Annotated in this window: 8 protein-coding genes; 5 read left to right on the forward strand and 3 right to left on the reverse strand. The window is 68.7% G+C overall.

Going from position 1 to position 15250, the window contains the following annotated elements:
* The first annotated feature begins 95 nt into the window (after positions 1–95).
* Positions 96–2459, forward strand: coding sequence for an APC family permease (locus tag K883_RS15030; protein WP_014384044.1), 2364 nt, complete (start codon positions 96–98; stop codon positions 2457–2459).
* Between the two features lie 225 nt (positions 2460–2684).
* Positions 2685–9071 (forward strand): sulfolipid-1 biosynthesis phthioceranic/hydroxyphthioceranic acid synthase, encoded by a 6387-nt coding sequence (gene pks2 / locus K883_RS15035; RefSeq protein WP_036454839.1) that lies wholly within the window; start codon positions 2685–2687, stop codon positions 9069–9071.
* Positions 9072–9083: 12 nt separating this feature from the next.
* Here pks2 and K883_RS15040 read toward each other — a convergent pair whose 3' ends face one another.
* Positions 9084–10241, reverse strand: a complete 1158-nt coding sequence (locus K883_RS15040; protein ID WP_009952339.1) for a PPE family protein — start codon at positions 10239–10241, stop codon at positions 9084–9086.
* A 74-nt stretch (positions 10242–10315) separates the two neighbouring features.
* Positions 10316–11500 carry a PPE family protein gene (locus tag K883_RS15045; protein ID WP_020821890.1) on the reverse strand — a complete coding sequence of 395 codons (1185 nt, stop codon included), beginning with the start codon at positions 11498–11500 and terminating at the stop codon, positions 10316–10318.
* A 762-nt stretch (positions 11501–12262) separates the two neighbouring features.
* On the opposite strand from K883_RS15045, the gene cysC reads away from it, so the two are divergent.
* From cysC to K883_RS15060, 3 genes are read left to right on the forward strand one after another with little or no spacing between them, the layout of a single operon-like run.
* Positions 12263–12958 carry an adenylyl-sulfate kinase gene (gene cysC / locus K883_RS15050; RefSeq protein ID WP_020821891.1) on the forward strand — a complete coding sequence of 232 codons (696 nt, stop codon included), beginning with the start codon at positions 12263–12265 and terminating at the stop codon, positions 12956–12958.
* Entirely contained in the window at positions 12955–14214 is a 1260-nt protein-coding gene (gene sat / locus K883_RS15055) for a sulfate adenylyltransferase (protein ID WP_020821892.1), read from the forward strand. The genes cysC and sat overlap by 4 nt, the downstream gene beginning before the upstream one ends.
* The gene (locus K883_RS15060; RefSeq protein ID WP_009952335.1) at positions 14211–14528 is read left to right on the forward strand and encodes a DUF6955 family protein; all 318 of its coding nucleotides are present in this window, start codon (positions 14211–14213) and stop codon (positions 14526–14528) included. Before sat ends, K883_RS15060 begins: the two co-directional genes overlap by 4 nt.
* Positions 14529–14550: 22 nt before the next feature.
* Here K883_RS15060 and K883_RS15065 read toward each other — a convergent pair whose 3' ends face one another.
* Complete coding sequence (locus K883_RS15065; protein WP_020821893.1) at positions 14551–15237, reverse strand: GAP family protein; 687 nt, start codon at positions 15235–15237, stop codon at positions 14551–14553.
* Positions 15238–15250: the final 13 nt, after the last annotated feature.

Raw genomic sequence — 15250 nt, forward strand, 5'->3', positions numbered from 1 at the left:
CCGTCCGCAGTGCGCGCGCCGCCGCGGGCGGTCCGAACGTGCACAATGCTTCGGAGGCGTTTCACGTTCTTGAACCTCGGGTAAGGACGGTGCTTGTGACCAGTTCGACCGGCAAGCTGCGCATCCCGCTCTCGGTCGGGGACGTCGCCAGGCGTGTGTTTTTGGGAAAGCCACTGATCACCGAGGACATCGCGTCGGAGAAGTTGTCCAATGGCGTTGCGCTGGGAGCGCTTTCGCCGGACGCGGTGTCATCGGTCGCCTACGGTCCCGAGCAGATCCTGATCGAACTGTTGCCGCACGCCGGGTTGGCGGCGTTTCTCCTGTTGCTTCCGATCACCGGCGTCATCCTGCTCATCCTCGTGCTGGTGGCCGCCTCGTACCGGCAGGTGGTCATGGCCTACACCCGGGCCGGCGGCTCCTACATCGTGGCGCGCGACAACTTCGGGCCCCGCGTCGCTCAGATCGCCGCGGCGGCCCTGCTGATCGACTACGTGGTGACCGTCGCGGTGCAATCGGCGGCGGGGACGGTCGCGGTGGTCTCGGCGATCCCCGCGTTGGGTCCCTACAGCCTGGCGATCACGGTCGGCGTGGTGCTCATCATCTGCTACGCGAACCTGCGTGGATTGCGGGAAGCGGGAATGCCGTTCGCGGTGGCGACCTACTCGTTCATCGCCATGGTCGCGCTGACCATCCTGGTCGGAGTCGTCCGCGTAATCGGCGGGGGTTTACCGCTCTACGACCCGGCGCACACGGCAGGGGCCGTGCCGGTTCATCAGAGCAACGGGTTGGTGCTGGGCGCGACGATTCTGGTGTTGTTGCGCGCATTCGCCAACGGGGGTTCGTCGCTGACCGGCGTCGAGGCCATCTCCAACACGGTCGACTACTTCCGAAAGCCCCAGGGCCGCAACGCCCGTCGGGTGCTCACGGCGATGGCCTGCATACTGGGCTTCCTGCTCGCCGGGGTCGCCTACCTGGCCCACGTCACCCACGCCACCCCGTATTTGACCGAATATCCCTCGGTCTTGTCGCAGATCGGTCGTGCCGTCTACGGCAACGGCGTGGTCGGTGACGTGTTCTACGTCCTGGTCCAGGCCTCGACGGCGGCCATCTTGTTCACCGGCGCGAACACCAGCTTCAACGGCTTCCCGGCCCTGGCCAGCTTCGTCGCCGAAGACCGTTTCCTGCCACGGCAACTGACGAAACGCGGTCACCGCCTGGTGTTTTCGAACGGGATCATCACGCTCACCACGCTGTCGGTGGCGCTGCTGGTGGTGACCGGCGGCTCGGTCAACGCGCTGGTTCCCTTCTACGCGATCGGCGTGTTCACCGGATTCTCGATGGCCGGCTACGGCATGACCAAGCACCACTTGACGCATCGCGAACCGGGATGGCGGCACCGGCTGGCGATCAACCTGTCCGCGGCGATCCTGTCGACGATCGTGGTGGGCATCTTCGCGGTGGCGAAGTTCACCGAGGGCGCCTGGCTGGTGGTCGTCGTGTTCCCGCTGCTGGTGTTCGTCCTGACGCGGCTGAACCGCGAATACCGCGCCGAGGCCGCCATTCTCGAGATGTTCCGCACCGATCGCCCGGAACTGGTGAAGTACGCGCGGCACAAGGTGCTGGTGTTCGTCGACTCGGTCGACCTCGCGGTGATCGAAGCGTTGCGCTACGGCCGCGGACTGCGGGCCGACGAACTGGTTGCCGTGCACTTCATGGTCGACCCCGCCCACGCCACGCAACTGCGAAACCGTTGGGACCACTTCGGTCTCGACACACCGCTGCGAATCGTGGACTGCCCCGACCGGCGGATCAGCAGGTCGGCGCAGCTGCTGGTCGCCAAGGCGCGCGACGAGCAACCGGACACCAACGTGACGGTCCTCCTGCCGCGCCGGACATTCGCGCCACTGCTGGGGCGGCTGTTGCACGACCGGACCGCGGACAAGGTCGCCCAGGCCGTCAGCCTCATCCCCGACGCCGCGGCGACGATCGTGCCCTATGACGTGGAATCGCGGATCAGGGAGGCCTACCCGGACTCGTTCGAACAGCGCATCGCGCAGCAGATCGACAAGATCCAGGCCTGGGTCTCGCAGGACGAGGACGAGAAGGTCGAGGCCTACGAACACCCCGAACGGCCGTCGTCGGTGATCATGGTGGCCGGCCTGATCTCCGGGCAGCGCGCCACCATCGAAGGACGCGTCAGCGAGGTCGAAGACGTCGCCGAACGCGGGCGAACCCGGCGAGAGATCGTCGTCGGGGACAGCAGCGGGGAGATCACCGTGACGTTCCGCCCCGGGCGCGGGGGCGCCGACATCCAGCCCGGTCAACTGTTGCGGATCAGCGGCAAGGCCCGGCAGGCCGGCCAGCGTTCCCTGTCGATGGTCGATCCGACCTATCAGATCATCGAGGATCCGGCGAAGGAGGCCGAGTCCGGGGCCCCCGAACAAGCCGACCAGTCTTAGCGTCGGTGTGAAACGCACTGCGCAGCAAGGTATTTCGAACTTTCTGTCCCGGCGCTCCCGCCCGCCGCGGCGGCCCCCTGGTGCCGCGGACGAAATTGTTTAATCCCGCTAACTGACGTGGCTCCGGTGGGTAAACTGACGCCTGCACAATTACGCCCGACCGCGTGAGAAGCGATGGTGCGCCCGATGCTCACGGGTGGTCGGGCGAGAAGAGGGGACTGCGCTTTGCGTGCCGCGAACGCCACACCGGTGGCCGTCATCGGGATGGCCTGCCGACTTCCCGGGGGGATCGATTCCCCGCAGGGCCTTTGGGAAGCGTTGCTGCGCGGTGACGATTTCGTCGGCGAGATCCCCGCGGACCGGTGGGACGCGGACCTGTACTACGACCCCGAGCCCGGTGTGCCCGGCCGCTCGGTGACCCGGTGGGGGGCGTTCCTCGACGACGTCGGGGGCTTCGACTGCGACTTCTTCGGGATGACCGAGCGTGAGGCCATCGCGGTCGACCCGCAACACCGCCTGCTGCTGGAAACGTCGTGGGATGCCGTCGAGCACGCCGGCCTCGCCCCCGGGTCCCTGGCCCAGACGCAGACCGGCGTGTTCGTCGGCCTGACACACGGCGACTACGAACTCCTGTCCGCCGATTGCGGCGCCGCCGAAGGACCATACGGGTTCACCGGCACCAGCAACAGCTTCGCGTCCGGACGGGTCGCCTACGCACTGGGGTTGCACGGTCCGGCGGTCACGGTGGACACGGCGTGCTCGTCGGGGTTGATGGCCGTCCACCAGGCGTGCGGCAGCCTGGCCGCCGGCGAAAGTGACCTCGCTCTGGCCGGTGGCGTGGTGGTGACCCTGGAACCACGCAAGTCCGTTTCGGGTTCGCTGCAAGGCATGCTCTCCCCGACCGGCCGTTGCCACGCCTTCGACGTGCGGGCCGACGGCTTCGTCTCCGGCGAGGGCTGCGTCATGCTGCTACTCAAGCCGCTCGACGATGCGCAACGCGACGGCGACCGCATCCTGGCGGTGCTGCGCGGCACGGCCGCCAACCAGGACGGCCGCACCGTGAACATCGCGGCGCCCTCGGAAACGGCCCAGGTCGCCGTTTACCGAAAGGCGTTGGGCGTGGCGGACATCGACCCGAGGACAATCGGCTACGTCGAGGCGCACGGCACCGGCACCCCGGTCGGCGACCCGATCGAGTTCTCCAGCCTGGCAGCCGTGTACGGAACCGACGGGCCCTGTGTGCTGGGGTCGGTGAAGACCAACTTCGGCCACATGCAGTCGACGTCCGGGCCACTGGGGTTGATGAAGGCGATTCTCGCGCTGCAGCACGGCGTGGTGCCGCGGAATCTGCACTTCACCCGGCTTCCCGATGAGATGGCCCGGATCGAGACGGACCTGTTTGTGCCGCAGTCGAATACGCCGTGGCCCACCGGCTCCGCTCACCCGCGCCGCGCCGCGGTGTCGTCCTATGGAATGTCCGGCACCAACGTGCACGCCATCGTGGAGCAGGCGCCGGCAGACGCCCCCGCGCGGGCACCCGATGGTCCGGACACGCCCGGACCAGTTGGGCCACAACTATTTCCGTTGTCGTCCACCTCGGCCGAGCAGTTGCGCGTCACGGCCGCCCGGCTCGCGAGTTGGGTCGACGAGCAGCGCAGCGCCGGCCCCGACCGCGACACCGGCGCCGCCCTGTGGGATCTGGGCTACACGCTATCGCGCCGCCGCGCGCACCGACCGGTACGGACGGTGGTGTGCGCGAACACCTTTGACGAGTTGAGCGCGAGGCTACGCGCAGTCTCCGACAACGATTTTCCGTACGAGCCAGCCGTGGGCCACGACGACCGCGGACCGGTGTGGGTGTTCTCCGGGCAGGGTTCGCAATGGCCGCGGATGGGCGTCGAACTGCTGGCCACCGAACCGGTGTTCGCCTCCACGATCGCCGCCATCGAGCCGTTGATCGCCGGCGAATCTGGGTTTTCGGTCACCCAGGCCATGACGGCGCCGCAGACGGTGACCGGCATCGACAGGGTCCAGCCGACGATCTTCGCCATGCAGGTCGCGCTCGCCGAGACGATGAAGTCCTACGGGGTGCGCCCCGGTGCCGTCATCGGCCATTCGCTCGGCGAAGCCGCGGCGGCCGTGGTCGCCGGCGGGTTATCGCTCGACGACGGCGTCAAGGTGATCTGCCGCCGCTCGCGGCTGATGGGGCGGGTCGCCGGCAGCGGCGCCATGGCATCGGTGGAACTGCCGGGCCAGCAAGTCCTTTCGGAACTGTCCATCCGCGGAATCTCCGACGTCGTGCTCTCGGTGGTCGCCTCGCCGACGTCGACCGTCGTCGGCGGCGAGGCCCAGGCCATCCGCGACCTGGTCGCGGCATGGCAGGAGCAGGATGTGCTGGCACGCGAGGTGGCGGTGGACGTCGCCTCGCATTCACCGCAGGTGGAGCCGATCCTCGACGAGCTGGTCGAGGCGCTCGCGGACCTGCGGCCGGCGGCCCCCGAGGTCGCGTACTACTCCGCCACCCTGTGGGACCCACGCGAACGGCCGTCCTTCAGCGCCGGCTACTGGGCCGAAAACCTGAGGCACACCGTGCGATTCGCGGCCGCCGTGCAAGCCGCCCTCAAAGACGGCTTCCGCGTCTTTGGTGAGCTGTCGCCGCATCCGCTGCTCACCCACGCTGTCGAGCAGAACGCCGCCAGCCTGGACATGCCCATCGCCGCGCTCGCGGCCATGCGCAGAAGCGAGCCGGAGGCACCACCCGCTTGCGGGGGACAGCTCCCAGTTGGCTTGCGCGGTTTGGTCGCCAACGTGCACAGCGCCGGCGCGCTGGTGGACTTCTCCGTCCAATACCCCAGTGGGCGTTTGGTGGACGCACCGCTGCCGACGTGGACGCATCGCCGGCTGTTGCTGAGCCGCGAGTCGGTGGAGCGGGCGCACGGAGCCTCGCTGCGGGCCGTCCACCCGCTGCTCGGTGCGCACGTGCATCTGCGCGAGGAGCCCGAGCGCCACGTGTGGCAAGGGGAGGTCGGCACCGACGCCCACCCGTGGCTCGCCGACCACCAAATCCACGGAGTGGCAGCGTTTCCCGGCGCTGCCTACTGCGAAATGGCGCTCGCGGCCGCCGCCGCGGCGCTCGGCGAACGCGCCGAGGTGCGCGACGTCACGTTCGAGCGGACGCTGTTGCTGGCCGACCACACGTGGGCTTCTTCAACCGCCACGATCTCCGCGCCCGGGGCCCTCGACTTCACGGTGGACACGCACGAAGAAGGCGAACGCCTCCGCCGCGCCACCGCCGTCCTGCGCGTCGCCGCCGACGATGCGGGACCCGAGCCGCCCCCACACGACCTGGACACGCTGATCGCCAATCACCCGACCCGCATGGAGGGCGCCGAGTTGCGGAAGGCCTTCGACGCCATCGGCATTCAGTACGGGCCCGCGTTCTCGGGTCTGTCCGCGGTGCTGGTCGGCGACGCGGACACCACGACGGTGCTCGCGGAAGTCGCGCTGCCGGGGGCGATCCGCTCGCAGCAGTCGGCCTACTGCTCGCACCCGGCGCTGCTCGACGCCTGCTTCCAGTCCGTGGTCGTCGCACCGGAGGTGCAACAGGCCGGCGACGGCGCTCTGCTGTTGCCGGTGGGGGTGCGCCGGCTGCGCAACCACCACTCGACGCGCAACGCGCAATACTGCCTCACCCGGGTCACCTCCTCGCGCCCCGGCGAGTGCGAGGCCGACATCGACGTGCTGGACCAATCCGGGACGGTGCTGCTGACCGTCGAGGGGCTACGGCTGGCCGGCGGCACGTCGGAACGCGAACACGCCCACCGGCTGCTCAACGAGCGGTTGTTGACCATCGAATGGGAGCCCCGCGAACTGCCCGAGCCGGCGCACAGCGAGCGCGGATCCTGGCTGCTGCTCAGCACGTCCGACGCCGCCGAAGGCCACGACCGCCTGGCCGCACAACTCGCCGAAGCCCTGAATACCGATGGGGCGCAATGCGCGACGGCACCCGTCGGATCGGTGGACACCGCACAGTTGCGTTCGCTGCTGACCGGTGGCGGCCGGACCGCCCCCGACGGCCACGGGCCCCTCAAGGGGCTGGCCGGCGTCGTCGTGGTGACCGCGGCCCCCGGCGACCACCCGGACGACCCCCAGGGCCGCCGGCGCGGCCGCGACTACGTGTCGCACCTGGTGACCATCGCCCGCGAACTCTCGGATCTTCCCGGGGAATCGCCGCGGTTGTTCGTGGTGACCCGTAACGCGGCGAGCGTCACAGCCGGCGACGCGCCGAACCTGGCGCAGGGCGGCCTGCGCGGACTGATGCGGGTGATCGATTCGGAGCACCCGCATCTGAGCGCCACCCAGATCGACGTCGACGACGCCACCGGCCCGGAAAAGCTTGTGCTGCAACTGAAGAGCGGCTCCGAAGAGGACGAGACCGCCTGGCGCGACGGTCACTGGTACACCGCCCGGCTGCGGCCCGGTCCGCTGCGTGCGGCCGAACGGCGCACCACCGTCGTCGACCACGAGCGTGACGGCATGCGGCTAGAGATCCGCACCCCCGGCGACCTGGAATCGCTGGAATTCACCGCGTTCGACCGGGTTCCGCCCGGACCCGGCGAGATCGAGGTGGCGGTCACCTCGTCGACCATCAACTTCGCCGACGTGCTCGTGGCGTTCGGGCGCTATCCGACGTTCGAGGGCTACCGGCAGCAATTGGGCGGCGACTTCGCCGGCGTGGTCACCGCCGTCGGGCCGGGCGTCACCGAGCACGAGGTCGGCGACCGCGTCGGCGGGGTGTCCCGGCACGGCTGCTGGGGCACCTTCGTCATCGCCGACGCGCGGCACGCGGTGACACTGCCCGCCGGGGTGCCGCTGGAAGACGCCGCCGCGGTGGCGACCGCGTCGGCGACCGCGTGGTACGGCCTGCACGACCTGGCCCGGATCGCCCCGACGGACAAGGTGCTGATCCACTCCGGCACCGGCGGCGTCGGGCAGGCGGCCATCGCGATCGCCCGGGCCGTCGGTTGTGAGATCTTCGCGACCGCGGGCAGCCCGCAGCGGCGAGAACTGTTGCGCACCATGGGCATCGAACACGTCTACGACTCGCGCAGCACGGAATTCGCCGACCAGATTCGCCGCGACACCGACGGATACGGGGTCGACGTGGTGCTCAATTCGCTGCCCGGCGCCGCGCAGCGGGCGGGCATCGAACTGCTGGCCTTGGGTGGCCGCTTCATCGAACTGGGCAAGCGCGACATCTACGGCGACAGCCGTCTGGGGCTGTTCCCGTTCCGCCGCAACCTCTCGCTGTTCGCCGTCGACCTGGCGCTGCTGACCGTCAGCCACCCGCACACCGTTCGGCGCCTGCTGACCACGGTGTACCAGCGCACCGCGGCGGGCAAGTTGCCGTTGCCGCGCTGCACCCGCTATCCGATCCACGACGCCGCCGCCGCGGTGCGCCTGGTCGCCTCCGCCGGGCACACCGGCAAGGTGGTGCTCGACGTGCCGCGCGCGGGCACCAGCGTGGCGACGGTGCCCCCGGAAAAGGTCCGGCCGTTCCGCGCCGACGGCGCCTACATCATCACGGGCGGGATCGGTGGCCTGGGCCTGTTCCTGGCCGGGAAGATGGCTTCGCGTGGCGGCGCGGCGGGCTGCGGCCGGATCGTGCTCAACTCCCGCTCGCAACCCAACGAGCAAGCGCGCCAAGCCATCGAGCGCCTCCGCGCCGCCGGGGCCGATGTCGTGGTGGAGTGCGGTGACATCGCCGAGCCGCGGACCGCCGAACGGCTGGTGGCGTGCGCGACGGCCACCGGGCTACCGGTGCGGGGGGTGCTGCATGCGGCGGCCGTCGTCGAGGACGCCACGCTGGCGAACGTCACCGATGAACTCATCGACCGGTGCTGGGCGCCAAAGGTGCACGGCGCGTGGAACCTTCATCAAGCGACCGCGGGCGAACCGCTGGATTGGTTCTGTTCCTTCTCGTCGGCCGCCGCGCTGGTGGGTTCGCCGGGGCAGGGCGCCTACGCCGCGGCCAACAGCTGGCTGGACGCGTTCGCCTATTGGCGCCGCGCTCAGGGCCTGCCGACCACCGCGATCGCGTGGGGGGCATGGTCAGAGGTCGGCCGCGCGACGTCCCTCGCCGACGGCGCCGGGATGGCGGTCAAGCCGGCCGAGGGTTTTCGCGCATTCGAGACGCTGCTGCGCTACGACCGCCCCTACTCGGGCTACGCGCCGATCATGGGCACGCCGTGGCTGACCTCTTTCGCGCAACGCAGCCGCTTCGCCGAGGCGTTCGGGTCGGTGGGGCAGGGTAATCCGGACACGGGCAAGTTCCTCGCCGAGCTGCAGGCGTTGCCGCGCGAGGAATGGCCGTCGGCAATCCGACGGCTGGTATCCGGCCAAATCAGCCTCTTGCTGCGGCGCACAATCGATCCGGATCGCCCGCTATCCGACTACGGCCTGGATTCGCTGGGAAATCTGGAGCTGCGGACCCGCATCGAAACCGAGACGGGCGTGCGCATCAGCCCCACCAAGATCACCACCGTCCGCGGTTTGGCGGACCACCTGTGCGACGAGCTGGCGGGTTTGGAAGCGGCGCCGTCGGCGTCTTGACTCGCGGTGTCGCTACCCGCCGTACGCCGGGCGCGGCATCTTGAAGATGCGACGTCCGTTGCGTAACACCGGGACACCGGCCTGCCCCGCGGTGCGCGTCGCGGGCAGGGGTCCCGGGACGTTGGAAGGGTCCGCCGCGGACGCCGACGCTGCTCGAAACATGGTGTCCGGCAACGGTTTGAGTGCGATACCGGCGGTGGGCGCGGGATTCGCAACCGTCCAGGTCTGCGGGACGGACAGCTTGCCCACCAGTGCCGCCCGGCCCAGGCCACCCAGCACGGGACCGCGGACGCCCGCGACTTGCGGCACCGCGGGCGCGGGGATGTCCGGCACGATGGGCACCCCGCCCTCGGCGGCCTTGGCGGCCTGGATATCGGAAAGGTCTAGCCCGTAACCCAATTGCCCCCATCCCAGCAGTGTGCGGGCCCCGGCCAGAAACGTCTGTCCCGGTGTGGTGATGAGTGTGTTGAAGTCGTCGACCGAACCGATAAGGGACAGACCGGATCCGGCCGCCGGCGCCTCGCCAAGGCCGGCCGAGGAAGCGTTCGTGACCACGCCCGACGCCAGCGCCGCGCGGGCCTGACCCGCGGCCGTGCCCACGGCTTCGTTGACCGCGGCGGCCTGGGCCGATTGGCCGTGCGCATTCGTGGTGCGGGGCGGCTCGGTGAACGGCGTGAAAACGGTGGCTGCCGACGACGTTGCGGCGTAGCCGTACATGGCGGTGGCATCCTGCGCCCACATCTCGGCGTAGGCGGTCTCGGTGGCCGCGATCGCCGCGGCGTTCTGTCCGAAGAAGTTGGTCGCGATCAGGGTGAGGAGCGCAAATCGGTTGGCGGCCACCACATGTGGCGGCACCGTTGCGGCGAAGGCCGCCTCATAGGCGGCGGCGGCTGCGCGTGCCTGCGCGGCGGTCTGGCCGGCCTGGGCCGCCGTGGTGGACGCCCACGCCACATACGGTTCGACCGCGGCGGCCATTGCCGTGGCAGCATCGCCGGACCACGCGCGTCCACGCAGTTCCGAAAGCGTGGCGGAGTAGCCGGCGGCGTGGGACTCCAGTTGCGCCGCCAGCGCGTCCCACGCCGAGGCGGCGGCCGACATCGGGGCCGAGCCCGGGCCGGCATACATTCTGGCCGAGTTGATCTCGGGCGGCAGCGCCCCGAAATCAAGCATCGGCGATCCTTTCTGAACAAGCGCACACGCGGTCGCTGCAGGTCCATGCCTGCACTGAAGAGTGGAAGTGGCGGCTATCCGCCCGCGGAAGGACGCGGCATCTTGAATTGGCGTGGGGCCACCCGCAAGACGTTGTTGACCGAGGGCCGCGACAGCAGCGCCGAGGATGCCCCCGCACCCGCCGCCGGAGCCCCGCCCCACATATTGGTCGCCGGCCCTTCGTGCCATGACGGCCCACCGTCGAGCTCGGCATCCGACAGCCAATGCGACTCGGCGACGGTGGCGATCGTCGGGTTCGTCGCCGCCCAGCTCTGCGGGACCGACAGCCGCCCCACCGCGCTCGCGCTGCCCGTGCTCGCGAGGGTCGGCCCGGCGACGCCCGCCGTGCCGGTCGAGACACTCGCCGCCGCGGCGGGGGCGGCGGCTTTGGCGGCTTCGCTCGCCGCCTGCAGGTTGGCGCGGAAGGCCCCGGTGCCGAAGGTGCCCGCCGACGTGACGGTGCGGCTCATGGCGTCGCCGAGATTCACCGGCGCCGTCAGCGTGTTGAAATCGTCGACGGCGTCGAGGGCGGAGCCTGTCGAAGTGCCGCCAGAAGGTGGCGTTTCGGAGAGGTTTTGCAACTTCTGCGGCACGGTCGACATCGTCCGGGACAACGCGGCATGAGATTGCGACGCGGCCGAGCCGTTCGTGGCCTGGGCGACCGCGGCGGCTTGCCCGGGCTGGCCGTCGGCGTTGGTGGTCCGCGGAGGCTCGTGGAACTGCGTCAGCGTCGTCGCGCCCGACGACGAGGCGGCGTAGCCGTACATGGCGGCGGCATCCTGGGCCCACATCTGTTCGTAGGCGCCCTCGGTCGCCCCGATCATCGCGGTGTTCTGTCCCAGGAGGTTGCTCGCGACCAGTTGCGCCAGGAGGGTGCGGTTGGCCGTGACCAGCGCGGGCGGCACCGTCGCGCCGAAGGCCGCCTCGTAGGCGGCCGCCGCGGCCCGCGCCTGGCTGGCCGCCTGTTCGGCCTGGGCCCCCGCGGCCGCCAGCCATGCCACGTACGGGGCCGCCGCGGTGGCCATCGCGGCCGCGGCGCTGCCGGTCCAGCTCTCACCTTCCAGCTGGGCGATCACCGCGGAGTACCCGCGCGACGCGGTCTCCAGCCCGTTGGCCAGCACGTCCCAGGCGGCCGCCGCGGCGATCATCGGCGCCGAGCCCGGGCCGGCATACATTCTGGTCGAGTTGATTTCTGGTGGCAGGGCCCCGAAATCGAGCATTGGTACTTCCTCTTCGTCGGTCGGCCCCGGGAGCGTTTCGCGGCCAGGCGGCAGGGCCGACTGGCGGTGACCCCGGGTCCGTCGCTAGCTCTCGCCGGCGACGACGGCCTCGTGCGTTGCGGCCCAGGCGCGTCGACGAGCAGGCAATGGCAAGCGAGTCAAGGGACTTGATCATCGGAATGTTAAATGAAATTTACTTGGTGTTTACGGCCGCCCCGGCGTCGCCTCGTCTGCTGCAAATTTGCCGGCGACGTTGCGGCATGTTCGCCGGATTGTCGACGATCGAGGCTCACGCGCGGTTATGACGGGCTTGCGCGTCTGGCGTCCTGGCCCTTTGGCGCCCGGGCCGGCGCGAAGGCAAATTTTTCTCTGCTTGAGTAAAACCCAACGACCCGCATTCGACGGCCAGAACCGGTTGACGCACAAGCGATCGACAGCCGGGGTCACCAGCGGGCCGAGTGTCGACGCGCTCGTCAGTTAATTGCGTCTCCGGGCCGGTGTTATAGCAAACACGGGCCGCCCCCCGCGTCACGGCGAAGACCGCGCCGGCCGACGCCGCTCGACCCTGGGGATTTCGTTTGCTGGCCGGACCCCGTGCGGGGACCGCGGGGGCGCGATCCCGCCGCCCAAAAAACTCCGTAAGTTGACCATCTTTACTTGTAGGCTGGTTCTGATCGGGTTTGGTTGATAAGCAATATGGTGAGGGTGTGTGGCGGCGGCGCCGTAGCTGCGCATCGACTTCGTTGCGAACAGGATCGAGAAATGCCGAACAACATCACCTGGCACGAACACAAGATCAGCCGCGGCGAGCGCGAGGAACTCAACGGCCACCAGGGTTGCGTCATCTGGTTCACCGGGCTGAGCGGCAGCGGCAAGAGCACGATCGCCAACATCGTCGAACAAAAGCTCTACGAGCGGGGCATCCGGAGCTATCTCCTGGACGGCGACAACGTCCGCTACGGTCTCAACGCCGGTCCGGAGCTGCTCGAGGAACGCCATGGGCCCGCGTTCGCCAAGCGGTTCGGGCTGGGATTTTCCGCCGAGGACCGTGAGGAGAACATCCGCCGCATCGGCGCGGTCGCCAAGCTGTTCTGCGAGGCCGGCGTCATCGCTTTGACGGCCTTCATCAGCCCTTACGTGCGTGATCGGGACGCGATCCGGGCCACGCTGGGTGACGGCGATTTCCAGGAGATCTTCATCGACACCCCGATCGAGGTGTGCGAGCAGCGCGATCCCAAGGGTCTCTACAAGAAGGCCCGGGCCGGTGAAATCAAGGGATTCACCGGGATCGACGACCCCTACGAAGCCCCGGCGCGCCCGGAGCTGCGCCTCGAGGGCGGAACGAAGGACGCGGACACGCTGGCCGACGAGGTGATCGCCCACCTCGAGAGGGCGGGCATCATCCGGGCCTTGCACCGAGTTCACGACGACCTGGAGAGCAGCGAGGTCACGGCATGAGCTACACGGGTCACAACGGGAAGCCGATCGTGGAGCGGGTGGCCACGGACGACGCGAGCGGCCGGATCGAGGGGTTGGCGCGCGTGCCGATCTCGAAGGCCACCGCGCACGAAGTCATCAGCCTTTCCTATGGTTTCTTCACGCCACTGACCGGCTTCATGGGCCGCCAAGCGGTCGACGGGACCCTGGACAACTTCGCGCTGCCGGACGGAACGTTGTGGAGCATTCCGATCGTCTTCGACATGTCCGCCGACGACATCGCGGAACTCGATATCAAGGAAGGCGCCAGCGTCGTTCTCGACTATCTCGGGGCCCCCATGGCCGTCTTCGACGTCACCGAGATCTACGAATACGACCTCGAGCGCATGGCCGAAAAAACCTACGGCACAACCGATCCCCGACACCCCGGGGTGAAGAAGACCATGGGTTATGAAAACCGGTTCATCGGCGGGGATGTCACGCTGATCAACGAACCCGTTTTCAACGAGCCCTTCGCAAGCTTCTGGCTCACCCCCAAGCAGCACCAGGACGCGTTGGCCGAGCGGCATTGGCAGCGGGTGGTCGCCCACCAGACCAGGAACGTTCCGCACACCGGGCACGAGGCGTTGATGAAACAGGCGTGGCTGGCCGCGAACGAGGACCAGCCCGTCGACAACCTGAACACGGGCGTGCTGGTGAACGCCATCATCGGCCAGAAGCGGGTGGGCGATTACATCGACGAGGCAATACTGTTGGCGCAGAACGCCCTACGCACCAGCGGATATTTTCGCGAGAACGTGCACATGGTGTCCTTCACCCTCTGGGACATGCGGTATGCGGGGCCGCGCGAGGCCATCTTCCACGCGATCCTGCGGACGAACCTGGGCTGCACGCATCACATGTTCGGGCGCGACCACGCGGGTGTGGGCGATTTCTACCACCCGTACGATTCCCAGAACATCCTCAAGCAGTACCGGGACCAGCTGGGCATCAAGCCGGTGTTCCTGCGGGAGAACTGGTATTGCCCGGTGTGCCTGGAGGTCACCAACTCCGCCCTGTGCGGCCATGATTCACAAGCGCAAAGCTTCAGCGGCAGCCTGATCCGAAGCATCCTGACCGACGAAGTCAAGCCGACGCAGAAGGTGATGCGCCACGAGGTGTTCGAGGTCGTGATGGAGTGCGCCGCAAAGCACGGTCAGGGTTCGCCGTTCGTCACCGAGGAGTACTTGCGGGACAGGCTGCCGGTCTTCACGCTCAACCAATTGGAGGGTTCGTGAGCAGCGACGACAAACAGTTCAAGGTCAACGTCTGGATCAACGAGGAGCGGCTGGAGGCGCTGGCGAACGCCGGGATGGCCGACCTGGCCAACGAGGCTTTCGCAGGCATGAAGCTGCTGGAGATCTACACCACCGAAGAGCAGAAAAATATTGTCCTGCAACGCTATCCGGGATCCAAGTACGATTCCGCCACCACCCGCTCCATCGAGCTGCTGCCCAAGCAGGCCAAGGACAGGCTGTTGGAGCTGTCGATCGCGATGCATTCCACCGGTCCGGACGTGATGGGCCGCTTCCTCGAGGAAACGAAGCCCTGAGCCGACGGTAGTGCCGCCGCTGTCAAAGATCGGCCAAGCCCACCGCCAGCAGGACGAGCCCGACCGCGACGAGCAGCCCGGCGACCTCGATGCGCCGCCGCGACCGTATCCAGTCCTGCAGCGCGGTCATCGCCGCGCGCGTCGCCGTCGGCGCCAACAGGTAAGCGACCAACGGAATCTCGACAAGTGAGAACGCGATGACGTTGAACATCAGCAGCGCACCCAATTGCGTCACGACCGGCGCTCCGGACGCCAGGATGAGCGCCAGGGCGGCCAGGTAATCCACCGACGGCAGCGCGATGCCGAGGCCCGCGGCGGCGGCGACCCACAGGGAACGTCCGTCGAGCAGTCGTCGGAGCCGAGTCGTCAGCCAGGCGGGCCCGGCGCGGTCGCGGTCGGGAGGAACGCCGCGGGATCCCCGCCGCCGGTCCGCGGCGATCTTCGCCGCCAGTCCCGCGGCGGCCGCCAATGCCAGTGCGCCGATGAGGATCTGCACGCGGGGCAAGGTGAAGTATGTCGAGCGCAGCAGTACGCGCCGGAGGAGGAACAAGACGGTCGCACCCACCGTCAACCCCATCGCGAACCCGCCGGCCACAAACGCGAGCAATTGCAGCAGCGGCTTGGGGCGATTGAGCATCAGCACCGTCATGCCGATCCGGAACGGCTCCAGGCTCACGGCAAGGGCCATCACACCGATGGTGAACAACATCGCAGATACCGGA

The organism is Mycobacterium sp. TKK-01-0059 (assembly GCF_000709305.1).
In the GTDB taxonomy this organism is placed as follows: Bacteria; Actinomycetota; Actinomycetes; order Mycobacteriales; family Mycobacteriaceae; genus Mycobacterium; species Mycobacterium intracellulare.

Bases quoted from the DNA above. Each gene is read 5' to 3' on its own strand.
- sat (WP_020821892.1), top strand. From the start codon at position 12,955: ATGAGCTACACGGGTCACAACGGGAAGCCGATCGTGGAGCGGGTGGCC.
- cysC (WP_020821891.1), top strand. From the start codon at position 12,263: ATGCCGAACAACATCACCTGGCACGAACACAAGATCAGCCGCGGCGAG.
- K883_RS15040 (WP_009952339.1), bottom strand. From the start codon at position 10,241: ATGCTTGATTTCGGGGCGCTGCCGCCCGAGATCAACTCGGCCAGAATG.
- K883_RS15045 (WP_020821890.1), bottom strand. From the start codon at position 11,500: ATGCTCGATTTCGGGGCCCTGCCACCAGAAATCAACTCGACCAGAATG.
- K883_RS15065 (WP_020821893.1), bottom strand. From the start codon at position 15,237: ATGTTGTTCACCATCGGTGTGATGGCCCTTGCCGTGAGCCTGGAGCCG.